General features: G+C 58.7%; 18 protein-coding genes and 2 pseudogenes. 13 read left to right on the top strand and 7 right to left on the bottom strand.

Going from position 1 to position 24,615, the window contains the following annotated elements; translation table 11 throughout:
* Positions 1 to 50 precede the first annotated feature (50 nt).
* Positions 51 to 1,763: a beta-L-arabinofuranosidase domain-containing protein gene (locus RJT50_RS15025; RefSeq protein WP_313692381.1), complete on the bottom strand. Its 1,713-nt coding sequence runs from the start codon at positions 1,761 to 1,763 to the stop codon at positions 51 to 53.
* A 163-nt stretch (positions 1,764 to 1,926) separates the two neighbouring features.
* Between RJT50_RS15025 and RJT50_RS15020 the strand changes: the two genes are divergently transcribed.
* On the top strand, positions 1,927 to 2,787 hold the full coding sequence (locus RJT50_RS15020; protein WP_313692379.1) for a phosphogluconate dehydrogenase C-terminal domain-containing protein: 861 nt from the start codon (positions 1,927 to 1,929) through the stop codon (positions 2,785 to 2,787).
* Between the two features lie 198 nt (positions 2,788 to 2,985).
* On the opposite strand, the gene RJT50_RS15015 is transcribed toward RJT50_RS15020, so the two are convergent.
* The 3 genes from RJT50_RS15015 to RJT50_RS15005 all read right to left on the bottom strand — a co-directional run bounded on the left by RJT50_RS15015 (position 2,986) and on the right by RJT50_RS15005 (position 6,454).
* Positions 2,986 to 4,014, bottom strand: a complete 1,029-nt coding sequence (locus RJT50_RS15015) for a TIGR03560 family F420-dependent LLM class oxidoreductase (RefSeq protein WP_313692377.1) — start codon at positions 4,012 to 4,014, stop codon at positions 2,986 to 2,988.
* Positions 4,015 to 4,016: 2 nt separating this feature from the next.
* Entirely contained in the window at positions 4,017 to 5,222 is a 1,206-nt protein-coding gene (locus tag RJT50_RS15010) for an enolase C-terminal domain-like protein (protein ID WP_313692375.1), read from the bottom strand.
* Positions 5,223 to 5,419: 197 nt separating this feature from the next.
* Positions 5,420 to 6,454 carry a zinc-dependent alcohol dehydrogenase gene (locus RJT50_RS15005; protein WP_313692374.1) on the bottom strand — a complete coding sequence of 345 codons (1,035 nt, stop codon included), beginning with the start codon at positions 6,452 to 6,454 and terminating at the stop codon, positions 5,420 to 5,422.
* An 854-nt stretch (positions 6,455 to 7,308) separates the two neighbouring features.
* Between RJT50_RS15005 and RJT50_RS18775 the strand changes: the two genes are divergently transcribed.
* The 3 genes and pseudogenes from RJT50_RS18775 to RJT50_RS18700 all read left to right on the top strand — a co-directional run.
* The gene (locus tag RJT50_RS18775) at positions 7,309 to 7,584 is read left to right on the top strand and encodes a hypothetical protein (RefSeq protein ID WP_484494634.1); all 276 of its coding nucleotides are present in this window, start codon (positions 7,309 to 7,311) and stop codon (positions 7,582 to 7,584) included.
* Positions 7,585 to 7,773: 189 nt separating this feature from the next.
* Positions 7,774 to 8,448, top strand: coding sequence for a DUF8071 domain-containing protein (locus RJT50_RS18770; protein ID WP_484494642.1), 675 nt, complete (start codon positions 7,774 to 7,776; stop codon positions 8,446 to 8,448).
* A gap of 333 nt (positions 8,449 to 8,781) precedes the next feature.
* A pseudogene (locus RJT50_RS18700) lies at positions 8,782 to 9,042 on the top strand (sensor histidine kinase); the annotation flags it as partial.
* A 397-nt stretch (positions 9,043 to 9,439) separates the two neighbouring features.
* On the opposite strand, the gene RJT50_RS15000 reads toward RJT50_RS18700, so the two are convergent.
* Positions 9,440 to 10,210 carry an IclR family transcriptional regulator gene (locus RJT50_RS15000; protein WP_313692372.1) on the bottom strand — a complete coding sequence of 257 codons (771 nt, stop codon included), beginning with the start codon at positions 10,208 to 10,210 and terminating at the stop codon, positions 9,440 to 9,442.
* Between the two features lie 285 nt (positions 10,211 to 10,495).
* Here RJT50_RS15000 and RJT50_RS14995 point away from each other — a divergent pair, with 285 nt between their 5' ends.
* The 3 genes from RJT50_RS14995 (at position 10,496) to RJT50_RS14985 (ending at position 15,504) form a co-directional block, all read left to right on the top strand.
* Positions 10,496 to 11,662: an NAD(P)/FAD-dependent oxidoreductase gene (locus RJT50_RS14995; RefSeq protein ID WP_313692371.1), complete on the top strand. Its 1,167-nt coding sequence runs from the start codon at positions 10,496 to 10,498 to the stop codon at positions 11,660 to 11,662.
* A gap of 78 nt (positions 11,663 to 11,740) precedes the next feature.
* Entirely contained in the window at positions 11,741 to 13,450 is a 1,710-nt protein-coding gene (locus RJT50_RS14990) for an ABC transporter substrate-binding protein (protein ID WP_313692370.1), read from the top strand.
* A 95-nt stretch (positions 13,451 to 13,545) separates the two neighbouring features.
* On the top strand, positions 13,546 to 15,504 hold the full coding sequence (locus RJT50_RS14985) for a S9 family peptidase (RefSeq protein ID WP_313692369.1): 1,959 nt from the start codon (positions 13,546 to 13,548) through the stop codon (positions 15,502 to 15,504).
* Positions 15,505 to 15,686: 182 nt separating this feature from the next.
* Here the strand turns inward: RJT50_RS14985 and RJT50_RS14980 are convergent, their stop codons facing one another.
* A complete protein-coding gene (locus tag RJT50_RS14980; protein ID WP_313692368.1) occupies positions 15,687 to 16,883 on the bottom strand; it encodes an NAD(P)/FAD-dependent oxidoreductase in 1,197 nt (398 codons plus the stop codon).
* A 180-nt stretch (positions 16,884 to 17,063) separates the two neighbouring features.
* On the opposite strand from RJT50_RS14980, the gene RJT50_RS14975 reads away from it, so the two are divergent.
* The 5 genes from RJT50_RS14975 to RJT50_RS14955 all read left to right on the top strand — a co-directional run bounded on the left by RJT50_RS14975 (position 17,064) and on the right by RJT50_RS14955 (position 22,850).
* On the top strand, positions 17,064 to 18,539 hold the full coding sequence (locus tag RJT50_RS14975) for a metallopeptidase TldD-related protein (RefSeq protein WP_313692366.1): 1,476 nt from the start codon (positions 17,064 to 17,066) through the stop codon (positions 18,537 to 18,539).
* 227 nt (positions 18,540 to 18,766) lie between these two features.
* Complete coding sequence (locus RJT50_RS14970; RefSeq protein WP_313692364.1) at positions 18,767 to 19,744, top strand: ABC transporter permease; 978 nt, start codon at positions 18,767 to 18,769, stop codon at positions 19,742 to 19,744.
* Between the two features lie 5 nt (positions 19,745 to 19,749).
* Positions 19,750 to 20,730 carry an ABC transporter permease gene (locus tag RJT50_RS14965; RefSeq protein ID WP_313692362.1) on the top strand — a complete coding sequence of 327 codons (981 nt, stop codon included), beginning with the start codon at positions 19,750 to 19,752 and terminating at the stop codon, positions 20,728 to 20,730.
* Positions 20,731 to 20,764: 34 nt separating this feature from the next.
* Positions 20,765 to 21,805 (top strand): ABC transporter ATP-binding protein, encoded by a 1,041-nt coding sequence (locus tag RJT50_RS14960; RefSeq protein WP_425499688.1) that lies wholly within the window; start codon positions 20,765 to 20,767, stop codon positions 21,803 to 21,805.
* Positions 21,798 to 22,850: an ABC transporter ATP-binding protein gene (locus RJT50_RS14955; RefSeq protein ID WP_425499738.1), complete on the top strand. Its 1,053-nt coding sequence runs from the start codon at positions 21,798 to 21,800 to the stop codon at positions 22,848 to 22,850. Before RJT50_RS14960 ends, RJT50_RS14955 begins: the two co-directional genes overlap by 8 nt.
* Before the next feature lie 63 nt (positions 22,851 to 22,913).
* On the opposite strand, the gene RJT50_RS14950 is transcribed toward RJT50_RS14955, so the two are convergent.
* Positions 22,914 to 23,156, bottom strand: coding sequence for a hypothetical protein (locus RJT50_RS14950; RefSeq protein ID WP_313692361.1), 243 nt, complete (start codon positions 23,154 to 23,156; stop codon positions 22,914 to 22,916).
* Between the two features lie 710 nt (positions 23,157 to 23,866).
* Here RJT50_RS14950 and RJT50_RS14945 point away from each other — a divergent pair.
* Positions 23,867 to 24,255, top strand: a pseudogene (locus RJT50_RS14945) (DUF955 domain-containing protein); the annotation flags it as partial.
* Positions 24,256 to 24,615 lie beyond the last annotated feature (360 nt).

Here is a 24,615-nt window from a genome sequence, read left to right as displayed (position 1 = left end):
AGATCGCGACTCCGGCCCCACTGGAGGGAGTCCGTTCAGATCCACTCGGTTCACCAACTGAAGGTCCGTCGACGGTCGGTCGAGACAGTTCGCATCGGAACGTCGTCGTACACTTCTCGATCGGCGTATAGCGGGTAATGCGTTCCCGACGGAGAGATGGAGCGGACGGAGTCTCCGCGCCAGTCGACGGCGAAGTCACGATTCCAGGCGGCTTCGGTCGATTCCCGTTCCTTGACCGGGAAGGTGATCGTGACGGATTCGTCCTCTGCCAGGTCGGGAACGGTGACGAACGTCCCGCGCCATTCGGGGGTCTGCTCGTCATCCTCCCGCTCGAGCAGCACCTCCGAATTCTCAGCCCATTGGGGGATGCGAACACGAACCTCGTCAAGATCGACGTTGGCTGTGAGTTCGAGTCGTCCGTGGTGGGGGAGGTAACTTTCGACGTCCAGTTGCTCGGTTTGGCGGTTCACGAGCAGATTTACCGCGAGGTGGTCTCCTTCGTCGGTGACGGCGTTGTCCCACGCCAGGAACAGTCCGCGAACGCCGGAGGCGACACAACACGTCATGATGTCGTTCATGTGGTCAACGTCACAGACGAAATCGTGCGGAGCGGCCCATCCCGGAAACGCCCCGAGCGAGCGCTCTCCAACGTCTGTGAAGACGCACTCCTCGTCGTTCATCGACTCCTCCCCCTCAACGATCCAGTCGTTTTCCGTGAGTTGCGTTTCGACCAGGTGATTTCGGACGAAGCGCTCGACGTCGTCCCAGTACTCCTCGTACCCGTTCCGTGCGAGCGTGATACCGATCTCGATGATGTCGGTGAGGGTGCAGGTTTCGTGGTGGTGGGCCTTGGTCTCGATGAGTGCTCCCGGGAACCAGCCGAATGCCGTCCCCTGATCGAGGATCCAGTCGTAGATGTTCTCCGCCCAAGTGAGGTAGGACGCGTCACCGGTGATGGCTCCGTAGCGGGCAATGGACGCGACACTGACCGTCCGACTGTGGAAGTGACCGAATCGGAACTCGTGGCCGTCGTTGAAGCTCCCGTCGGCGTTGAAGGCGCCACTGTACTCGACGGTGTGGCGGGCGAAGTTTTCTGCCAGATCGAGCGCGTCCTGATTGCCCGTGAGTTCGTAAAATTTCACGAGCGGGTCGATCATGCGAGCGCTCGTGTGTGCAGGGTCGACCGACATGCCGAGGTAGATCATATCGTCGGCTTGCCAGCCGCCACGGGGATGTTCGGCCGAAGGGAAGTACCAGAAGTCATCCTTGTCGACATCGTGATTGTTCCCCTTCTCTGCGATCCGCTTGAGACCGGCACAGAGATCTGCGGCGGCCTCACGGGGTTCCTCGCTGTCGGTTGAAAGGGCCCACCCAACCAGACCGAGAAGCACTGAGCGTTGGTCGTGCATGTTCGCGACCTTTTCGTACGATTCCGACCCCTGGCGATAGTTGAGACCGTCATCCTCGAAGAAATCGAGGAGCTTCTCACGGAGGCGCTCCTCCACGTCTGCCCCGTCGTCGCTCTTCGTCATCTCTCGTGCAAGTGCGAACGACGATGTGAGACGACCTACGGACGAACCGTAATCCCATCGGGAGTGGCACAGTTTCGCCGGGTCAGCCTTCAGATTGGCGTAGAAATAGGGCATGTGATCCCGTCGCTGGTCAACGTAGCCAGTGAGTGCGTTCAGTCCCAGCTTTGCGTGATCCTCCAAGAGGAGCGTATCCGGTACTTGTTTCGTCTCTGCCGGCGAGTCGTCAGTCATTGCCGTTCGGAAAATCCGAAGATTCGAATTTATATCTACCGGTGAACAGGGTCGGTGGAGGTCGAATCAGTCGAGAGTGGGTGCCCGAGGATGTGCCAGCAGCAGTACGAGACTCGCGGGTCGAGCTGTGAGGAACGCAAGATTATAAATACCCGTTGAGTCAATGGACGATATCGTCATGCCAACCACCATTACAGTCATGGGAGCCGGCGGCAAAATGGGATGCCGGATCGTCGACCAGTTGGGCGGAGTGTCCAGTTACAACCTCCGGTGTGTCGAACCGAGTACCGAAGGGCACGAACGTCTTTCCGAACGGGGTCTCTCCCCGATGTCCCAGGATGAGGCGCTCCCCGGGGCGGACGTCGTGATCCTCGCAGTTCCGGATACGGTAATCAGCGACCTGACCGAAGAGATAGTTCCCCACCTTGATGCAGGGACGGTCATCTTCCTACTCGATCCCGCCGCCGCGCATGCGGGAGTCTTGCACGAACGCGACGACGTGACGTATTTCATCAGCCATCCGTGTCACCCGCAACTCTTCGCAACGGAAACCGACCGAGAGGCCCAGGCCGACCTCTTCGGGGGACGCGGTCTGGCGGAACAAAACATCGTCTGTGCGCTGGAACAAGGGCCGGAATCGGACTACGACGTCGGGGAGTCGATAGCGAGAGACATCTACGCCCCGGTCGACGAGGCCCATCGTTTGACCACCGAGCAGATGGCCATCCTGGAACCGGCTCTCGGGGAAACACTCACTGCGACCTGTCTTACGATCATCCGAGAAGGGCTCGACACAGCGGTCGAAATGGGTGTCCCCGAAGCGGCCGCTCGCGACTTCGTACTGGGACATTTGCGCATCGAATCGGCGATACTCTTCGACGAGGTGGAATATCCTCTGTCAGATGGTGCCCAACAGATTGTCCGCGAAGCAAAAGATGATATCTTCCGTGAAGATTGGGACACCATCTTCGAACCGGCATACGTGGAAGCATCCACGGCATCGATCACCGACAAGGAGTCGTAGCGCGCTGGATTACGTCCCCCTTCCTTCTGGGCCAAACGCAGGTCGAACCGAGAGCGACACAGTGGCCGGCAAGTTGGTCTCGTTATCGGTGATCCAGGGGAGGGTAGAACGGGTGTTGGCGTCGGATGTAGACGCGTGATTGGGCGGGATCACTCGCGTACTCTGTCGCCAATATCGACGCGAACGCGGGCAGTTCCCTCAGGTGAACTCCGGGATGACTTCGTCGGCGAACAGTTCCATCCCGTCGGCGTCGGGAAAGTCGACGAACCACCCCTGGAACTTGGTGACGCCAACCTCGATGCGGTCTTCGATGGCCGCAGCACACTCCTCTGGCGTCCCCATGACGAAGTACTCGCGGGCGTCTTCCTTCGTTTCGATGTCAGGTTGGTCGGTGTACTCAGTCTCGAATTGAATTGGTAGCATCCGGTTGAGTAGCCGATCGAGCTTCGTCTCATCGCGGGTACAGATGACGTGACCGTCCCACGAATACTCGATCTCATCCGGGTCACGACCGACCGTCTCGCAGTGGTCTTCGATGACGCCGGTCTTGTGGGTCAGCGTGTCCACATCGCCGTTGAACACGTCAGTGTTCCAAACGTCGGCATGCTTCGCGACGAGTTTGAGCGTCACCTCCTCGCCCTGACCGCCGACGAGGATTGGCGGGTGCGGCTCCTGTACCGGTGCCGGGACACAGTAGGCGTCCTCGATCTGGTAGTGATCGCCGTCGAAACTCGCTCCTTCACTGCCCGCCGACCAGAGACGCTTCATTGCCCGAATGGCCTCATCCAGGCGCATCAATCGCTCGAAGCCATCACGGAACTCCCACCCGTATGCGTCGTATTCGGGCTCGTGCCATCCCGCACCGAGACCGAGCTCGAGGCGGCCTTCGGAGACGACATCAAGCGTCGCGGCCATCTTGGCAACGAGCGCCGGATTCCGGTAGTCATTACACAACACCAGCGACCCAACGTTAACGTCGTCGGTGAACCCGGCGATGGCCGACAGGAGCGTCCAGCACTCGTACTCGGCGTGGTCGCGGCCGAGCATGAGATGATCCGGTGCCCAGACGGTCTCAAATCCGAGTCGTTCGGCCTTCTGAACCGCCGTTTTCGTGCGGCTCCAACTGAGTTCCTCATAACAGGGCGTGTCACGGTGTACCGGCTCCGACCCGCTCTCTGGCGCGCCGGCGAACACTGGTATGTTGTACTCGAAGCTGATTTCAGACATAGTTACTCGACGGCGAAGTGGTCCAGGGCTTCACGGTTGAGTTCGGCACTCAGGCCGGTACCCGTCGGGAGCGGAATAACGCCGTTCTCGGCGTTTGGCGGATCGGCGTATATCGCATCTGCGTACGTCGACTCCTTCTCCTCTTGTTGCTCCCGGTACCACTCCGGAATCGGGAAGTACTCGGCCATCGGGGCGTTTCTGGACGCGGCGATGAAGTGAAGGTGTGGATTCGTCCCCGTGTGCGGGATGACTGGGACGCCGTGTGTGCTCGCCAAGGCATCGATTCGCTGCAGTTCCGTTAGGCCACCACAGCGGTGAACATCCGGCTGGAGAATGTCGACGGCGTCGCGCTCGAGAAGTTCCTTGTGGCCCCAGCGGGTGAACTCGTGCTCCCCACCGGAGATTGGCATCGGCGCCGCCTCTCTGACTTCCGCGTATCCATCGATGTCGTCCGGGATAACAGGCTCTTCGATCCACGCCATATCATACGGTTCGAGGCGGTCGACCATGCGCTTGGCGTACTTGACCGTCCAGCCCATGTATACGTCACCGGCAATCTCGATCTCGTCGCCGACAGCGTCTCGAACAGTCTCGACGATCTGTTCGTTTTCTTTCATCCCTTTACGGCCGGCCTCGGGTCCGTGTCGGAAACGAAGTTTCATCACCTCGAATCCGTTCTCGGCATACTCCATCGCTTCTCGTTCGAGCGTCTCCATGTCGACGGGATGGAGATTGCTCGCATAACAGGGGATCTCGTCCTTCACCGGGCCGCCGAGCAACTCATAAACCGGCTTTCCACTTTCCTTGCCCGCGATGTCCCAGAGTGCGAGGTCAACGGCGCTGATGGCCTCGACGGCGGCCCCCTTGCGGCCGAATGGAATCGTCGCCCGGTACATCATATCCCAGAGTCGCTCGCGCTCGCCCGGGTCCTCCCCGACGACGAGCTTCGAGAGCGTCTCTTCGACTATGGTCTCGATGGCGCCGGTCGCCCAGTTCCCGTGACCTGTCCCGGTAATCCCTGCGTCCGTTTCGACTTCTACGACCACGTCACCAACTGGCCCCATCCAGTTGCGTCGGGCTTGCGGATTGTCTCCGTCTGAGTTTCGGTATTCGTCGAACTGGCTCATCACGGTAACGAGGGGGAATTCAACGAACTCGCCCCAAGAGTCGGTACTCACTTTCGTTACGGATATGTCGGTAATTTCCATCGTGCACCCGGGCGCTGCCCGTATCCCATGATTGCGCGTAACAGTGACTTAAGTCTTTGTGGAGCGGCGAGGTATCGACGCCGTCGAAGACGTCTCGAACGGCTCTATCGAGAAAACTGCGATGGTCTCGGGGGACCATCTCCGAGGAACGGACCGCACCAACACGACGGCTACCGTTCGAATGATCTCTATTGACGCTATTCGTCCGTGAATTGAAACACCGGCTTGCACGTCTCGGAGGCGAGGAAGGCATCGAACGCCGCACCGGCATCTTCCACGTCCCACGACGTATCGATTATTCCCTCGATATCGATCGTGTCGTTCTCCATCAGGCGGAGCGCCTGTTCAAAATTCCGCCACTTTGACCCGTACGAAGTATTCATATCGATCTCTCCCCGGACAAGCGGAGCGAAAAAGAGTTCGCTTGCTGAAGCCGGAATCCCAACAACGACAACCTGGCCGCCTTTTCGAACCCCATCGATGGCGAGTTCAACGCCACTTCGATGCCCCGTCGCGTCGAACACGAGATCGAACCCGAGGCCATCAGTTCGTTCGTCGACGATCGACTCCAACTCTCGCTCCTCTATGTTCACCGTCGCCAACCCCAGCTGTTCGACGAGCGGAAGCCGATACTTCGCGTCTTTATTGAGGCCTGACACGACTACGTTCGCGCCGATGGAGTCCGCGATCACCGCGGTTAGTATGCCGATCGGTCCAGGGCCCTCCACGAGGACCGTGTCACCGGGCTTGAGACGTGATTGCTCCAAGACCGCTCTGGTCGCAATGCTCGTCGGTTCCGTGACTGCTGCATACTCAAGGGGCACTGACTCGGGAACGGCGTGGAGATGGCGCTGCTCAACTGTCGTGTACTCAGCATACGCGCCGTCGGTGTGCATCCCAGTAATCGAGAAGTTTTGGCACACGTTCTCCTGCCCGTTCTGGCACTGGAAACAGTGACCGCAGTGGTGAATTGGCTCTTCGACGACCTTTTGTCCAATCTCAAACCGGTCAACGTTATCGCCGACGGCGACGACTTCGCCCGAGTACTCGTGGCCCATTATCCGAGGGACTGGAATCCACTCGTACCCACCCTCGTAGCTATAGGCCCCGGCGTCGCTTCCACAGAGCCCTGCGGAGTGGACTTGAACGAGTACTCCGTCTGGGCCAGGCGTCGGTTTGTCACGATCCTCTACCCTTACCTCCTCAGCTGCCGTCTGCACAATCGCTTTCATGTCTGTCTGGTTAGCAGGGGCGACCTGGATACAGTCGGATTGATGTCTATATCATATAACTCTTTATCTCTCGGCAGGGTGGGTTGTAACATTGGCCACGAGAAAATGCACGGGATAATCCAGCGTTTTGGAACTGTTGTTCTGTAGCCAGGAAACTATCGCATCCGGTAATGTCGTACAGTTTGGATTCAACGACCCTTCATACGGGGACATCACCTCTGTTCTTCCTTCGATCTTTTCCAATCGCAGTCTAGCGATTATCGAGGAGTCTCTTTCACTTTCGGACGATCAACTAGGGAGTACTGCTGGAAATCGCTACCGTATCCATCCTCAAAGGGTATCACTCCATGTCGTCCCGAGATCACACCACTAACTGGTTGAGGCCTGTACCACTCGAAACCATGTGGCAGTCGCGTACCGACTTGGCACGTCGTGTGCTTTCGGTATTATCGGACCAGATCCGTTCAGCCAGTCTCTTCTTGGGCTGGGATGAGACATATTTCGAGCAATTGTCGTTCGGATCATTCGTCTTCGTGGCCCATACAAAGGTAATTCTGTTTCACCTCCGGAGCGCGTCCCACCGCCCGAACGTCCGATATTGTCGGACAGTGTGTTCTCCCCACTGGGGCAATACCATCTTAATGATTACAGTCCTATGACTGTAATGTACTGGTCCGCGAGCTTAGAATCGCGGACGCTCCACCGGGATCGGCTTTGGTTCGGGTGACTCGAACAGCGGGCTCACACGCCGAAAACGCGCCCAACTCTGCCGGCTGCGTCGCGAACACAACCGCGCCCGGTTCGACTCGATAGCCGAGCGGAATCTCGCACACGCCTGTGGCGAACTGATACGGATGACGGGCGCGCTCGACCTGCCGAAATCGGTCGCAGAACGCGCGGCGGCGGTCGACGACGAGGTCCACCAGCTCTACGAGCGATATCAGGCGGCCTCGCCCGTTCTGAGTCCACCAGGACTGTCGATGGCTCACCGAGCGACGTGGCCGGCTGGACAGATAGTACGAGACGGCACGCCCCGCTCGCCGCTGCCGCCCTCCGCGTCGCTCGCGACCGACCATTCCGGGCGTGCGGGCGCTCTCCGCACCCCGAGCGCCCGGTCCGGGCTAAAATGAATCCGGTCTCGACGCCAGCGGGTAAACGCGGGGGGTTGCGCGGCGTGGCTGCTCACCTCGACTGGGAGGGTTCTGATCGCAGGTGCCAAGAACTGTTCACGGGGTAGTTATTTTCCACTTCGTAACTGAACGAACCGTCTGATAACAGCCGTTGTGAATGCGGCGAATCGATTCACGGGAGAGTGATCGATACGACAGGAAAACTATAATAAGGGTAATAGTATATCCGCTACTATCCCCTCCGGGAAAGATATCCCTCCAGAAAGCCGCTCCATTAGAAGTACTCTCACAACCCGACATCTGCTTACGTCCATCTGGAACGGAATCTTCGGCACAAGACGAGAGCTGTCGACGATAGCAGTCCTGTGTGCCCCCATATCGGCAATCGTGACGGGTCTACTCGTATCCACCACGTATGGTTACAGTCATATCGAACACGTGGTGGTAGGCGATGCCCTCACTCCCGGACAATGGGTCGCACGCGCGTTCGGGACAGGTCCACAGGCCGTTGCGATTATCAGTATCATTCTGCTTGTAGCGGTGTCCGCGGCTTTAAGCGCCAAAAAAGCCGGATTGGCACCGACAACTATTCTGGTTATGGGTCCGATTTTTGGCATCGGTCTTGCTCGATATGGGATGACAATCGAACATTTTTCACCGAGTAAACTTCACCGACTCTTCGGTGCGACAGCGATGCACTTCGAAACTGTTGGTCCGTTAGAAACTCTTAGTACTGCTCTGTTCCTCGCTCTTCTGTGGGGAATCCCGATAAGGCTAGTCGGATTCACGGTCGGTGTGGTTGCCCGTCGAAGTACCAGACTGTTTGGTCGCCGCTGCAACGGTAACGCGACTTCAGAAGCCTAATACAAACCACTCCCACGAGCGATTTCTCTTCGTGCTCCCAGTCGGGCCAGTTGCAACAGACTGAACTAATTTTTCAGCCACCCCTCTGAATAAAGAAATCGTATTCACGATGACTGATAAGTAATACTGAATGGGAACACGTTTCGACCTGACGTATACCAAAGTCAGATAGAGGATAGACCCCGAGAGGACGGAACAGTCTCAGGGACGCAGGAAGATATCCGAAATAATAGGAATTGAAACTACTGTTATCTTTCGCAAACCTACCCATCGGCCGTTCCAGCGACGAGAGTGTCGAACTAATAGGATTTCAACAAAGCCGAAAATTTCTTTCGGAACGCCGTCGAACATGGTGGTGCGGAGGTGCAGGTCACCGTCGGGCGGATTCTACGTCGAAGACGACGACCGAGGGATTCCCCCGAGGAACGCGCGAGCGTGTTCGACCGTGGGTATACCTCCGCGGAGGACGGTACTGGTCTTGGACCCGGGATCGTTCGACAGATCGCCAGGGCACACGGCTGGACGATTCTGGCGACGTCAGGGCCGACTGGCGGTGCACGATTCGAAATAAACGGCGTCAACATCCCGGAGTAACGCGCTCCACGATGGAGTGCACCCCTCAACATGATGCTCTTGTGCTTCGTCCACCTCAATATAATATTTCTATTAATTACATCCAAAATATTATTCTGGAAGGCAAATCTGCCACTTAAGCTGTTCTACCCGTGATATTCTCCGGAATTCTCCTTTTCAACTCTCAGAATCCAGATCAGGTACAATCGAGAAGATCGAAGTTTCAGGTCCGAGACTTTCGATTCCGGAGTACACCCCCGACGAGATCTCTACTATAGAAACAGTCATGACTATCTAATATAGTATAATTCCATCTTATGTGTTCTCTCATCATGCGGGCCAGTTGGTGCAGTAATTACACCGATACAGCTGTAATGGGCATTACAACCGAGTTCCCAGCCTCGGCCAGGGGGCCGTGTCATCCGATCTCGTTGTGAATATTGATCTCGATCTGATTTGCCGCTTCGGTGAGTTCGCTGACCAGCGTGTCAGTATCTTTCGTCTCGAATCGGCCGACAGTTCCGCTCACGCCGATTGAGCCAACGACGCTTCCATCCGGTCGGTGAACGGCTTTTGCGAGGGTCGTCGCTCCGATCGTTTGCTCCTCGTCGTTTCGTGCGTATCCGGTCTCGCGAATTGATGACAGTTCGTCGACCAGGACCGCTCGATCGGCGATCGTGTATTCCGTGAAGGGCTCGAGCCCGTGCTCGTCGATGATCGACTCGATGTGCGCGTCGGGCAGCTCCGCGAGGATTGCCTTCCCTGCAGCGGTGACGTGCATCGGGAGGGTTCCACCGCTCGGGGTCGGTCCCTTCAGCGACTCTTTGTCTCCGCGTGTCGAGTACAGAATGTGGACGACGCCGCCTGATTCAACCGCGAGCTGGGTGACGTCACCCGTAATCCATGCGAGTTCGTCCGCGGCACTTTTTCCGTGTTTGTAGATCGGAATCCGTTCGCGGATGTGAGAGCCGAGATGGAGGAATTCGAGATCGAGTGCGTACTCGTTTCCTCCCTGTTTGTCGACGTACCCTTGCTGGGCAAACGTCGTGAGATATGTGTGGACGGTCCCGGGAGAGAGGCCGACGCTGTCTGCGAGTTCGGAGAGGGTTGCCCCGTCACGCTCTTTCAGTACGTCGATGATGTCGAGCGCGTTCTCGACCGATTTGATCGTCCGTGAATTCGAACCCATGGAGGCCCATGCGACGGGAGCATTATAAATATGTGTGAAATATCAAATTCAGAATTTTATTCTTCTCCAGTATATTTTATTTTCTATATCTATAATCGTACTATTCCTTCAGTTAAGTACGAGCCGAGGGAACCCCGCGATTTCGGGTCGATATTTCCTGAATTCTTTTGAGTGTGTCAAAACAGTATCTTCGAGCAGGTCTCGAGCATCTCGCCTACTCGAACCGTACAGCGCTCGCCTGCCGGGCGAATAGCTATATGAGCGCCGTGTAGTGGTCCTGTACGCATGTCCAACGAAACCGTTGCTATCATCGGTGGCGGAATTGCCGGTGCGAGCGTCGCGTACCACCTCAGCGAACTGACGGACGCGTCGATCATGATCCTCGAACGAGGGTCAGTCGCGAACGAAACGACTGCGAAGTCGTTCGCGCTGTTCGGCTACTATGGGGATTCGGTGCAGTATCGGATGAAACGATACGCCATGGGGCTCTACAACCGATTCATGGCCGAAACGGACACGTCAATTCGGTATGAACAGATCGGCCGACTCGGACTCGCAACGTCCGTCGAGGAGGCAACTCGGCTTCGTCGCTCAGTGGCCGACAGCGAGCCGAGCGACGACTCGAAACTCACCACGAACACGGACGAGATTCCCATGGAGTTCCTCGAACCCTCAGAGCTGAAGGAGTTACTCGCCGCCCCCCTCATCGATGACTCGGCGATCGAAGGGGCGATCTATCGACCGAAAGTCGGGTACGTTTCCCCGGTGGAAATCTGCACGGAGTTTCTTAACCGCGCCCGCAGCAACGGAGTCGAGGTGCACGAACACACGCCGGTTCAGGATATCTTGGTTCGCGATGGGGAAGTCACTGCCATCCAGACAGCCGAGAGTGAGATCGTCGTTGATAGCGTCGTCTCAGCTGCCGGCCCATGGAACGTCGAGGTTGCCCGAATGGTTGGGCTCGACATTCCTGTCAGGCACACGCTTGCGCCCGTCCTCAAACTGAAACCACCGCGTCCGCTTCCTCACACCCTGATGAGCATCAGTGAGGTGGAGACTGGCTACGGCTTCCGCGGCGTCAAGGAGGACGGAACGGTTCTGGTCGGCAACAACCCAGGTGGGTGGGACGTGGCGACTGAATTCCAGCCGAGCGACGTTCCAGAGCGTGTCCCGGACGATCTTCGTTCGGGTGCCTGGGAAGCCATCGACTCGATCCTCCCGGAACTGGCCGATTCGTCGGTCGTTGACGAGTGGGTCGGCGTTCGATCTGCGACTCCGGACGGGAACCCGATTGCGAGCACCACCGCGGTCGACGGGTTCGCACTGGTCGCATTCAGTACCTCCGGGATCCAGTTGGCGCCGGCCGCAGGGAGAACAATCGCGAGACAGCTCGCAGACAAAGAACCTTTGATGGGCGCCGAAGCGCTCTCTATGGACCGGTTTGACGAGTGAGGAATGCCGCCTGCCCGCGTCGGAATACTGGGCGTGAGAGGGAAAAATATAAGTGGTGCTGATTGAATACTCTGCTCCATGTCGAAAGACAGCATGCCCCATGACGACCAGTCGCCCGGCCAGTTCGACCGCAGGCGATTTCTCCAGTTAACGGCGGGAACGGGCGGAACACTCGGAACGGCCGTGCTGGCAGGCTGTTCGGGTGATGGGGACCAATCGGGGTCACCGGATGAGAGTGGATCCGGGAGTTCGTCGGCCGACTCGGGCGAGAAGCTCCCAGAGTACCTCTATTTGAACAATCCGCAGGACTACAACCCCGCGCGGCACGACACGATCAACCTGATCGGCGAGCAGCTGACGGAGCTGGGGCTCGACGTGAGCGTTCAGGTGTTCGAGTGGGGGACGCTCGTGACGAAGGCCTTGAGCGAACACGATTTCGACCTGGCCACGTGGGGACGGACGCTCGCGGATCCGGGGCTCAGAATGCCCCGCTTTTTCCATTCGGACAACACGGATCCGGGGAACGGAAACTACACCGGGTACGAGAACGCGGAACTTGATCCGCTGCTGGAAGAGCAAGGGCAGTTGACTGACGCGGGCGAGCGGGCCGATGTTCTCCACGAAATCCAACGGATCGTCACCCGGGACTGCCCGACGAACCCGATCAACTGGATGCCGTTCATCATGGCGTACAACAACAGCCAGGTGAGCGGCTGGATCGATCACCCGACCAAGTTCAACTACAACTCCTTTTACAACATGACCTCGATCGAGGTCGACAACGAGGACGGGGAGTTGCGCGGGGCCTGGCCACAGACGATCGGGTCATTGAACGTCCTGAGCCATCAGACGGAAGCCCAGCGGATTCGGACGTTCGAGGTCCTCTATGATCGGCTGGTCAGATTAGACGAGAACTTCGAGCCCTCTGCCAAGTTGAGTCTCGCTACCGACTGGAATCGACCGTCTCGCGACGTGATGGAGTTCACGCTGCGCGAACACGAATGGCACGATGGGGAGCCGCTCACCGCGGAGGACGTCGCGTTCACCCTCGATTACATGGCCGAACACGAGGTCCCGGTGTACAAGGAACGCTGGGAGCGTGTCGAGAGCACCGAGGTGCTGTCAGAAAACGAAGTTCGGATCACGTTCTCGGACCCGCCAGGTCCGGTTCACGCGATCTTCTCCTCACAGTTGCCGATCATCCCGAAACACATCTGGGAAACGCGGGACGATCCCCTGAACACCGCCGTGAGCGAGCCCGTCGGGAGTGGCCCGTTCCAAGTCGAGTACTGGGATCAGGGCACGGAACTAAGCCTCCAAAGTAACGACGCTCACTGGCGGCCTCCGAAGTTCAACCGGCGAATCTGGCAGATCATCCCGGAATCCTCGACGAGCTGGCAGATGCTCAGAGAGGGTACCCTCAACTACCTGCCGTTCAGCCGGATCGGAAGCCAGCTCGATAACAACCGGAGCGCTGAGGACATCAGCGTGGTGACGATGCCGGGCACCGGATTCTGGGAAGTCGCGATCAACACGCGACGGTCCGGACTCGATGACGTCGCTGTCCGACAGGCGATCGTGAACAGCATTCCGCGAACGCCGATCGTCGAACAGATCCAGTACGGCCTGCCCGAAATCGCGGACAACCTCGTCTCGCCGGCGTTCGGCCAGTACTACAATCCGGACGTCAAGCAGTTCGAGGAGGGTGTCGATCATGGACGAACGCGCCTCGAGGAAGCGGGCTACACGTGGGACGACGACGGCTTCGTCCACGCACCGTCGAATTAAGCTCGCTCACCTTCATCGCCGTTCTTCGGTGATGCATCAACGATTCGACCCTTCATAATCTATTTATCACCCCTCTCCATCAGTCAGACCCGTAGATGAACCGCGTTACAGCCGCTGATTACACCGATCTGCGGATGCTTCAGAATCCGCAGTTTTCGCCGGAGGGGGACCGAATCGCCGTCATCGAACGACGTCCGGAGTCGGATCGCGCCTACGAGACCTCGCTTCGAATCGATACGACGTCAGGTGCGGACGGTGAACGCGTGAGTCTCACGCAGGGTGCCGAACGGGAACTCCGCTGGAGTCCATCGGGAGACCACCTCGCCGTCGCGTCGACGGCTTCGGAGCAACCGGGTGCTGATCTCTGGATCTATTCGGCTACGAGCGGGTCCATCGAGCAGGTAACGGCTGTCGACGGCGCGGTATCGACCCCGCGATGGTCTCCGGACGGACAAACGATCGCATTCATCCAGCGGGTCGACCCGAAGTCGGCTCCCAGCGGCGATGGTCGTCCCGGTGTCCGAGCCGATTCGGGTAATTCACCTGATCCGCGAGTGATTTCCCGAACGATCTATCGCGGGTCGGAGGGATATTTCGACGAGTCCCGGACGCAGGTGTGTCTGCTTGACCGTGACTCGGGATCGGTCAGTCGACTCACGACCGAAGCGACTGACCACACCTGTCCGGAGTGGGGTGACGATGACACGCTTTACTACACACGGAAAACCGACTACCGGACACACGAGATCATCGCTCACGACGTGAGGACGGATACGGTGGAGACTGTCGTCGACTCGATAACGGAGGCAGACGCGTGGTACCCGGACCTGGCAGCAACGCCCGCCCGACTTGCGTACACCTACGGCCCCACAGAAAACCGGTCGATGCGGCAAACCCAGATCGCCGTCCTCGATAGATCGACCGGTGACACGACGGTGGTCACGGAGTCACTCAATCGGACAGTGGCACGAAGCACCTCGATCCAGTGGGACCCATCTGGGGAACGAGTGTACTTCGTCGTCCCCGACGCAGGGGGGTACACCCTATTCGCAACTGAAGGAGACGACACGGCGCATCCGACCGAAGTCGCACGGAGTGCAACCGGGACGATCACCGAGTTCGACGTGTCCAGTAACGGCGTATGCCTGCTCAAATCGGAGTGGGACTCACCGGGCGATCTCTACTACGCAGCAGAAGCCGACGACGAACTCGATCGCGTGAGGCGGGCTAACGGCGAACTCCTCGATGAGCGGCGTCTTTCGGAACCGGAAGAACTCAGGTTCGAAGCCGAGGATGGAACGGAGATCCAAGGCTGGATACTGACGCCGCCCGGGTTCGATCCCGACGGGACGTATCCGCTCATCCTCGAAGTCCACGGTGGTCCACACGCGATGTGGACCACGAGCGGGACGATGTGGCACGAGTTCCAGACGCTTGCTGCGGCCGGCTACGTCGTCTGCTGGTGTAACCCACATGGCTCGACCGGCTACGGGCAGGAATTCATGCAAGCGATCAAACGTGACTGGGGCGGGATCGACTATCGTGACATCATGACCTGGCTGGACGTCGTCGTGGAGCACGAGTACGTCGACGAGGAGGCACTCTTCGTCACCGGTGGCAGTTACGGCGGCTACCTCACGGCGTGGATCGTCAGTCACACGGATCGGTTCGCGGGCGCCGTGGCCCAGCGCGGGGTTTACGACCTGGCGAGTTTCGATGGCTCATCGACCTGCCACAAACTCATGGAATGGGAACTCGACGCCACGCCATGGGAAGACCCCGAACTGTATCAGGAGCGCTCACCGGTCGCGCACGCTCACGAGGTGTCGACACCGACGCTGCTCTTGCATAGTGAGGAGGATTACGTTGCGCCGATCAATAACGCCGAGATGCTGTTCACGTTTCTGAAACGGAGCGGTGTCGACACTGAGTTCGTTCGGTACCCACGGGAGGGACACGAACTCTCTCGAGGGGGAGAACCGGCACACGTCATTGATCGACTCGAACGGATCGTCGGCTGGTTCGACGACCGCACGGACACGAGCGATCAGTAACCGACGTCGGACGGTTTCACGATCGCAGCGAACTGAACTCCTGGCACCCTACTGATTCCGATCTTGACCGGAGCCGCTACCGCCAGGCGGGGACAGTCTTGGCTGGAATGAGCGGCCTGTTTGCCAACGACTATTCACGACTCCGGAACGGACCTGGGAGAATTGCGGGCTCGGCTCGTTGCTCAGACTGAACTCTCGGCCGTCGGTTCAGTCGGTTCTGGAGCGCCTTGGCGGCGTCCGGTGAACCGTTGCAGCGAAAACGGACGCAGCAACGATGGTCGCTGATGCTCCGCTGCCCACTGTGCGAGCAGTTCGCTGACCGCCGGCGAAATCGCGAATCCGTGTCCGGTCCAGCCGGTGGCCACAATCAGGTTCTTCGCGGCGGGATACTGGTCGATGATCGGAAGCGAATCGAGCGTGCAGGATTCCAGATGATCGGTCGCGATCTCGTCGATTTCGAGAGTTGAAATATCGGGGAAGACCGCCTCGGCCTGGGCGAAGTTCTGTTCTACCTGTTCGGGGATGGGCCGACCGACCCCGTCGCCACCGTGAGTGACTTCTGCAGGCCAGCCGCCGGTGATCATGAGCCTGTCATCGGGTAGTCCCTTCATTGCGAGCAACCGGTGCGAATGGCCGATCAGGTGTGAGATGGGCATCTCTTCGACCGGTTCGGTGAGCAGAACCTGTGGGAGGAAGTTCCACACGGGAAGGGAGATGTCGAGTTCTCGCTTCAGGAACTCCGGTGCGTGGCTATTCGAAAGAAGCAGTGCTGTATCGCCGACTTCGATCGTCTCTCCGTCATCAGTTCGCACCGCCGTCACCTGCTGCTCGTTCACGTCGAGTCCAGCGACTGCGACACCTTCTCGAATCTCTGCGCCCTCGCGGGCAGCAGCCGCACCGACTGCCCGTGTCACCGCGGTCTGATCGACGACGCCATCGTTCTCACAGTAGATCGCCCCCTGTACTGCATCACTTACGTGCGGCTCCTTCTGAATGACTTCCTCTCTGCTCAAGATCTTCGAAGAAATCTCATACTGGCGTTGCAGCCACACTTGTGCGGGGGCACTTTGCAGCGATGACGCGTGAAGCTCCGGGACGGAACGCTCGATGAGTTCGAGACCGCCGACCCGTTCGTACCCGATCGATTCGCCGATCTCGTCGGAAAGCCGTGGCCAGATGTCGTAGGCGGTCTGCATGAGCGGGAGTTCACGCGGGTCTCGCCCGTTCGCTCTGACACCACGTTTTCCCGGCCCACCGGAGGCTTCGTTCGCGAGTTGCCGTTTCTCCAGCAACAATACGTCCTCATCTCGTTTCGCCAGTTCCCACGCGACGTATGCGCCATAGATACCGCCACCGATGACGACGTAGTCTCTACTCATGAGGCTGACCGAAAAAGTCGCTGGGGACCGCATAAGTGTTTCCCAGGTTTTTTGGTGAGCTTCGTCTCAATCTCGAGTCGCCCGGCCAGCACACGGGGAGCTCGTTCGGAGAATGAACTGTCATCGGGCCGAGACGCAGAAGGGGACAGCTATATCGGCGTGGCCTTACGAGCATCGCCAATGGATGAATCGGTGATCGACGCGGTCGACTGGGTTCAGTCCCGGTTCGAATCGAATGACGCCGTGTCATATGCCGAAGTCGGTGGGATCACACGTGAGGTGACCGACGCTGTCATCACGGACGCTGGTGTTCGAACGCAAACTGACACAGTTCATTCGGGCGTATGGTGGCGCCAGTTCACCGACGGTACGGCCGATTATCGGTATACGACGATGGTGGACGAATCACAGCTCGACACCGAAATCGAACGGTCAATTCGATCAGCGAGGCTTCTGGCACAGTCACGACCCGCATCCGTCGACGCCGGAACGACCGTGTGTGCTAGCCATCCTGGATGGGGACCTGATAGCACATCGCTTGCTGATGTGGATACCGAGGAGAAGGTCGATCGCATCCAGCGCGCGATCCAGACGGCGATAGACGGCCTGTCTGTCGAACGAACTCGGAGTACCTACCGCGACGAACTGGCTGAGTCCGTACTGATGACGACCAACGGAACGGCCGTCAGTACGACCACCGAACGGGCGTCTGCTGACACGGTCATCGTCCCGACGGACGGTCAACCCGTTCGCGACCACTTCGGGTCGACGAGCGGCAGCTCGTTTCTGGAGACGCTTGCACCCAGATTCGACCGACTCGCTGCACGCGCACGCCGGGTCGCCGACACCCCCTCGACCACGGTCGACCGAACCGAGTCGGTGGATGTGATCCTCGATCCACTCGCGGCGGGTGAGCTCATCCATCAGCTTGCTCACTATCTGGAGATCGATACAGCATACATCGGTGCAAGCTCGATCGAACCTGGAGAGCAGGTCGCGTCTGCTCTGCTCTCGGTCGACGATACCGTCGAACCGGGGTCCTGGGCGGCTCGGGCATACGATGCGGAGGGACGACCGTGTCACCCAGTCTCGTTGATTCAAAACGGCGTCGTCCGCAATCGGATGTACGATACCTCGTCCGCGATCGAAGAAAACGCTCACCCTGCCGGAAACTTCATTCCGAGTCTCGGGTTAGACCAGCCGCCTCGGATCCATGCACGCCATCTCAGCGTCCACCCCGGAGGTGCGTCTCTCGATGAACTCCAGGATGGGATGGATCTGCGTGTGACTCGATTCGGGACGCCTCGATTCGGGAACGAAGCCACGCGGACGAAGCGAGCGAGTGGCCTTCCCCCGAGTTCGCTGTATGCCAAAGATATCGAGGAGACGACGCCTGCGGAGTACGACGATGAGAGTACCTCACAGACGGTCCGATTCCCGATCGAAGAGGGATACCGTCTCCGACACGAGGGCAGTGACAGGCTTGTCACAAACGGGCTGCTTGAGGTGTCTCTTCCCGATCTTCAGACGATCTCCGCAATCGGATCGGCTCGCGAAACCCTGACCGGAACGTGTGAGAAACATCGATCGACGATCCCATACGCCGTTACGACACCCGCAATCAGCATATCCGCGACACTCTGTGTGACGGATTGACCGACGAGTGCCCGCTCGGGGCCGTCGCAGCAGTGGGTTGCTGACACCAAAGGATTTATGTACAATTTTGCGCTACGGTACCCTGTTACATGGTGAGGGGTTCCTTGCTCTCCACAGACTCGATCAGACCGCCCGGTTCGATCCGTGATCGGCCCAGCCGTCTCGGTGAGTGTTCGACAGATCCCAATGCAGCACCACGGGACCGAATCCGGAGGTAATACGTATCGATGGGCAAAGCAAACTTCGTCGTCCGTCGGACGATCCAGCTCTTCGTCACCATCTGGGCGATCGCGACCGCTCTGTTCGCGCTCTTCCGGTTGATGCCCGGGGATCCGACGTCCTACATCATTTCGCCCCAGCTGACGCCGGAGGTCAGACAGAGCATCATCGAGAGTTACGGGCTGAACGATCCGCTCTGGGTGCAGTACCTCCGCTATCTGGAGAATCTAGCGACGCTGAACCTTGGCCGCTCATTCACGACCAACGTGCCCGTCACGGACATCCTCGTGAACTATCTTCCGAACACGCTCGTGCTCATGCTTTCTGCGTTCATAGTGGCGTACGGCATGGGCGTGACGCTGGGCGTGCTCGCCGGTTGGTATCGTGGCTCCCAGTTCGAGAAGACGACCGTGGTGACGGCACTCGTCGGTCGAAGCATCCCGAGCTTCTGGGTCGGTATCCTCGTCCTCTGGGTGTTCGGAGCGAAGTTCGGTGTCATCCCAATGAGTGGGATGACGAGCATCGGCACCGAGCCTGAAGGATTTCTCGAGATGGTGTTCTCGGCCGACTTCCTCCACCATCTCATCGCTCCGATGCTGGTCCTCTCGTTCTACTATCTGGGATACCCCCTGTTGATCATGCGCAACAGCATGCTCGAGACGCTTTCAGAGGACTTCATCGAGATTTGCCGCGCGAAGGGACTGTCGGATCGCACGATCATGTTCAAACACGCGGCACGGAACGCGATGCTCCCGGTGCTGACGGCAGCAGCGATCGCCATTGGATTCGCTATCGGTGGGAGCGTGCTGATCGAAACGGTGTTCGGCTGGCCAGGCATCGGACGGGAAATGATCCGTGCAGTCCTCCGTCGGGACTATCCCGTCGCCCAGGGGACGTTCCTCGTACTTGCACTGTCAGTAGTAGTCATGAACTTCGTCGCGGACCTCCTGTACGGGATCCTCGACCCGCGCGTCACGTACGACTAAACACAATGAGCCAACAACACGATCGAACGATCTTCGACGACATCGACGAATACGATCCGGATGAAACGGTCAGCATGTGGCGTCGGAATCTCCGGCTCTGGAAGGAGACGATTCGCCAACAATGGGCGGTCCTGACTGACGACCCGCTCGTCGTCACTGCGATGGGCGTCCTCGCGTCGTTCATCCTCATTGCACTATTCGCACCTCTGCTCGCACCCCATGAACCGACGGCACGACTGTACCAGTCGGATGGGGTCCTGATCGCAAAGTGGATGGAACCGTCGCTCCTCGGAGGAGAGGGCGGATTCCTGCTCGGCACGACGGCTGAGGGATACGACATCTTCAGCCAGCTCATCTACGGGGCCAGACCGGCGCTCATCGTCGGTTTCATCGCCGCGTTGATGACGGTGGGAATCGGGACGATGGTCGGGCTCACTGCGGGCTACTACGGCGGGTACGTCGACGACGTGCTGATGCGGCTCGTCGACTTCGTCTACGGACTTCCGCTGCTCCCGACCGTGATCGTTCTCGTCACCGTTCTCGGGCCCGGGCTCGACAGCATCATCTTCGCGTTCGTCCTGCTCCAGTGGCGGACGTCAGCCCGAGTCATTCGCTCGCTCGTCCTGTCGCTTCGGGAGCGGTCCTTCGTGAAAGCGGCACGGGTGTCCGGTGCAAGCAACTGGCGGATCATCTCCCGGCACATCGCACCGAACGTGTTGCCGATGTCGTTCCTCTACGGCTCGTTTGCAATCGCCTGGGCCATCATCACGGAAGCAGGCGTCTCGTTCCTCGGTCTGGGTGACCCGGAAACGGTGTCCTGGGGTGTGATGCTCCAGAGTGCTCGTTCGTACAGCGCGATGGCCGAAGGCACGTGGTGGTGGTTCGTGCCGCCCGGGATCTGTATCGCACTGGTCGTGATCAGTGGGTTCCTCATCGGTCGTGGCTACGAGGAGATCGTGAATCCTGAACTCCAGGTGGAACAATGAATCAAGTGACGGCACCGTGTGGAGGTGAACGACAGTGACGATGCTCGAGGTACGGGATCTGGAAGTCTACTACGAGACGGACGAGGGAACAGTACAAGCAGTCGACGGCGTCAGCTTCGATATCGAGGCCGGCGAGAATCTCGGGATCGTTGGTGAAAGCGGCTGTGGAAAGAGCACGCTGGCGAAGGCAATCATCGGCATCCTCCCCCCGAACGGCTACATCAACGGCGGGGAAATCCGATTCGATGGCGAGGATCTTACCGACATGCCCGATCGTCGTCGACGCGAACTCAGGTGGGACGAAATTTCCATGATCGCTCAGTCGGCGATGAACGCGCTCGACCCCGTCTACACCATCCGTGAACAGATCATGGAAGCGATCGATACCCACCATCCGGCGATGGGCCAAACTGATGCCCAGGATCGAATCGACGAAATGTTCGACCTCGTCGGGCTGGACCGCGACCGCCAGACCGACTATCCACACCAGTTCTCGGGTGGGATGCGCCAGCGAGCGATGATTGCGATGGCACTGGTCCTCGAACCGTCGCTCATCCTGGCAGACGAACCGACGACGGCGCTCGACGTCATCATGCAGGATCAGATCCTGAAACGGATCAACGAGATCCAGCTGGAGACGAACGCGTCGATGATGGTGATCACACACGACGTCGCGGTCGTCGCCGAGACGTGTGATCGCGTCGTCGTCATGTACGCCGGTAAAGTCGCAGAGGAAGGCCCTGCAGAGCGGATATTCGAACAGCCATATCATCCGTACACGATCGGCCTGAAGAGTGCGTTCCCCAACATTCAGATGGCGGATCAAGATCTCGTGACGATCGGCGGACATCCACCTGATCTCCATGACCCACCGATGGGATGCCGGTTTGCGGAGCGCTGTCCGATGGCCACGAGTGAGTGCACCGAGGTCGCTCCACCGGAGGAGAAGCGAGAGTCGCTCCGAACATACTGTCATCACACGGATGACGTTGATTCGGCGCTGCGGCCGGTCGCAAACCAAGCCGAGACGTGGCAGGATGACGGCGGCTCGCTGGGAGGGATCTCCCATGAGTGATGAGACGCTCGTCGAGGTCGAGGAGCTCCAGAAACACTTCGACGTCGAGAGTGGCCTCCTCACGGACGTCATGAACCGGGTTCGTGGCCGTGAGCCTCGGCGTGTTCACGCCGTCGACGGCGTGTCGTTCGAACTACGCCGAGGGGAGACGTTCGGGATTGCAGGCGAGTCCGGGTGTGGGAAGACGACGACAGGGATGTCGCTCGTGAAGCTCTACGACCCGACAGACGGCTCGATCACGTATGACGGCGAAGACATCGCACAGAAGAGTGGGTCGGAACTAGCAGACTTCCGGCAGAACGCCCAGATGATCTTCCAGGACCCGTTCGAAAGTCTCAATCCGCTCAGAACGGTCTATGACACCGTCGTCGAGCCGCTCCGAATCCACGACGTTCCGAACCAGCAGGCGCGGGTCGAGCGGGCGCTCGAGTTCGCTGAACTGACGCCGGCGCGAAAGTTCTTCGACCAGTACCCTCACGAGCTCTCCGGTGGCCAACGACAGCGGCTCGCCATCGCACGGGCGCTCGTCATCGATCCGGACTTCATCGTCGCCGACGAACCGGTGTCGATGCTCGACGTCAGCCTGCGGGCGGGCGTCCTCTCGCTGCTGGAACGGCTCACTGACGAGTTCAACGTCTCCGTCGTCTACATCAGTCACGACCTCTCGCTCCTCCGGCACATGTGCGATCGACTGGCGATCATGTACATGGGGAAGATCGTCGAGCAGGGGCCAACAGAACAGATCATCACTGACCCGAAACATCCGTATACGCGCTCGCTCATCGATGCCGTCCCGGTCCCTGACCCGCGTGCGGACCGAGAACGTGTCGAGCTCGAGGGCGAAGTCGGTGACGCGATCGACGTTCCGACCGGCTGCCGATTCAAGAATCGCTGCTCGGAGTACATCGGCGATGTCTGTGATCAGGTGGTCCCTCCGCTCACGGAAAAGCGGGACGTTGCCGATGATCGACGTGTGGCGTGTCACCTCTATGAGGAGGGGGACCCGATCGAGGCCACGCTCGATTCCGATAGATCCCCGTCATAAAAAGCGCGTGTCACTCACCCCAGAATGGGTTCATCGCGATACGCGTCTTTTCTGGACAGCCGCTTAGCGCCGACCCTCTCGGGCGCTCGCTTCGGCCTCTGCTTCGTAGCGCTCTGCGGTTCGAACGTCCTGGAGTGTTCGGCGGTACTCCCAGCCACCAGCCCCAACCACGAGGATTCCGAGGAGCATACCAGTGACCGGCGTCCCGGCGAGGGCGAAATAGCCGACGAGGCCGACAGCGAACAGGATCGAGAGTCCGAGCGCGATCTTGGCTCGACCGCGTCTCCGACCTCGGCTGGATCTCATACGAATCCGTATGGCGTCCCCTCCAATCAGGATTTGGGTGGCTCATCGCTGCCCCATGGTTCGTCTCGTCGAGTCACGAGGCACTACCAGTGCTTGCGCTGTGTGTGGAGCAGCCGATTGTCGAGCCATGGTGACGCTGGATCCACAGAAGCATAAAAATTTAGTTATACATTATACTATTATGAATTTTGGATTATGTATGGTGGCAGAGCATTCGGGATCGAGTAGAACGAATCACTTCTCGTCATGCTACGGCACTACCTGAACTGAGCTTTCGTTAGGAAAACGCAGTACTCCGATACAACAGGGGGAACAGTCTTGATGACAACTCTGTCAAAGGCCTGGGGAACACACCTGCTCTCCTCGAGTGAATACTCACTCGTCGCTGTGGTGCAGTTCGACGGTCTCTTCGATCATTCTTCGCCGATTGACGGTTGCTCCCTCCGGAAGACAGTCTCTCCACGGACGCTAATCCGAGAATGAACCTACAAGCGAATATGCTGTTTTATATACCCACAAAAAATTATAAACCGAGAATTATCGTATTTTGAGTATGTCTTGTGTTTCGATCAACACGTTCCTGCGTCCTGACGCTACGAGCACTCGAGATGGAAGAGTACGGGGAGGAGTGTCTGACGTATCACAGGCCAGTATCCGTGAGGTAGCACAGCCAGTTTATCCGCTCCCGATGGGTGCGGAGCGAGAAAGAAATGCCTGCAAAATTCACTGACGCCACACTGGACGAGCCGGAGGCACCGGTTTCGTTCACCGACTCGGACGACCGTGACGACGAGATGCACAGCACGATCGAAACATGGGCACACGAACTCGTGGACGGAATCTCTGATGCGAGAGCGAGCGAGCAGTTCGAGCGGTGGCTCGCCGTCCAGAGCCGCGTTCACGACTACTCACATCGAAATACGCTGCTCATTGCACTCCAGTGTCCAGCAGCGACCAGGGTCGCTGGGTATCGAACCCTGCAGATTGAGTTCGACCGGTAGGTGCAGGACGGCGGGTCCGCTCCCGGATCCGGGTGCCGATCATCACGACGCGGTGTCCCGAGTGTGAGAACAGTCCGTCGGATCACGAATCGATCGACTCATCGACCGCTGCATAAATCGGTTCCACCTTCCATAGTTCGCCTGTTGTATCCGGTGATCGACGAGGAACTGCCACCGAATGATGCCCACATATACTGAATCCATGCAGTAATCATATTCTTCATATCGTGGAAGGTCGCCGTGACACCGAGTCCCATCTCCGGCAGAACTATCCCATTCATATATAGCATATATTTGATAGGTATAGTGTGGATCGTCGTCGCTCGCCCGTTTACAACCGGATTCGGTACGCCGATCGACGGTCGAATGGTGGTACTGATCCGGATCACGTCCCAGTCGACGAGACCGTGGTCCCGCTCGACGACGAGCGATACTGGCCGCACGCCGCTGTCAATCCA

The organism is Halobaculum sp. XH14 (assembly GCF_032116555.1).
GTDB lineage: Archaea > Halobacteriota > Halobacteria > Halobacteriales > Haloferacaceae > Halorarum > Halorarum halobium.
This window is presented reverse-complemented; position numbering and strand designations above follow the sequence as displayed.

Bases quoted from the DNA above. Each gene is read 5' to 3' on its own strand.
- RJT50_RS15025 (WP_313692381.1), bottom strand. From the start codon at position 1,763: ATGACTGACGACTCGCCGGCAGAGACGAAACAAGTACCGGATACGCTC.
- RJT50_RS15020 (WP_313692379.1), top strand. From the start codon at position 1,927: ATGGACGATATCGTCATGCCAACCACCATTACAGTCATGGGAGCCGGC.
- RJT50_RS15015 (WP_313692377.1), bottom strand. From the start codon at position 4,014: ATGTCTGAAATCAGCTTCGAGTACAACATACCAGTGTTCGCCGGCGCG.
- RJT50_RS15010 (WP_313692375.1), bottom strand. From the start codon at position 5,222: ATGGAAATTACCGACATATCCGTAACGAAAGTGAGTACCGACTCTTGG.
- RJT50_RS15005 (WP_313692374.1), bottom strand. From the start codon at position 6,454: ATGAAAGCGATTGTGCAGACGGCAGCTGAGGAGGTAAGGGTAGAGGAT.
- RJT50_RS18775 (WP_484494634.1), top strand. From the start codon at position 7,309: ATGACGGGCGCGCTCGACCTGCCGAAATCGGTCGCAGAACGCGCGGCG.
- RJT50_RS15000 (WP_313692372.1), bottom strand. From the start codon at position 10,210: ATGGGTTCGAATTCACGGACGATCAAATCGGTCGAGAACGCGCTCGAC.
- RJT50_RS14995 (WP_313692371.1), top strand. From the start codon at position 10,496: ATGTCCAACGAAACCGTTGCTATCATCGGTGGCGGAATTGCCGGTGCG.
- RJT50_RS14990 (WP_313692370.1), top strand. From the start codon at position 11,741: ATGTCGAAAGACAGCATGCCCCATGACGACCAGTCGCCCGGCCAGTTC.
- RJT50_RS14985 (WP_313692369.1), top strand. From the start codon at position 13,546: ATGAACCGCGTTACAGCCGCTGATTACACCGATCTGCGGATGCTTCAG.
- RJT50_RS14980 (WP_313692368.1), bottom strand. From the start codon at position 16,883: ATGAGTAGAGACTACGTCGTCATCGGTGGCGGTATCTATGGCGCATAC.
- RJT50_RS14975 (WP_313692366.1), top strand. From the start codon at position 17,064: ATGGATGAATCGGTGATCGACGCGGTCGACTGGGTTCAGTCCCGGTTC.
- RJT50_RS14970 (WP_313692364.1), top strand. From the start codon at position 18,767: ATGGGCAAAGCAAACTTCGTCGTCCGTCGGACGATCCAGCTCTTCGTC.
- RJT50_RS14965 (WP_313692362.1), top strand. From the start codon at position 19,750: ATGAGCCAACAACACGATCGAACGATCTTCGACGACATCGACGAATAC.
- RJT50_RS14955 (WP_425499738.1), top strand. From the start codon at position 21,798: ATGAGTGATGAGACGCTCGTCGAGGTCGAGGAGCTCCAGAAACACTTC.
- RJT50_RS14950 (WP_313692361.1), bottom strand. From the start codon at position 23,156: ATGAGATCCAGCCGAGGTCGGAGACGCGGTCGAGCCAAGATCGCGCTC.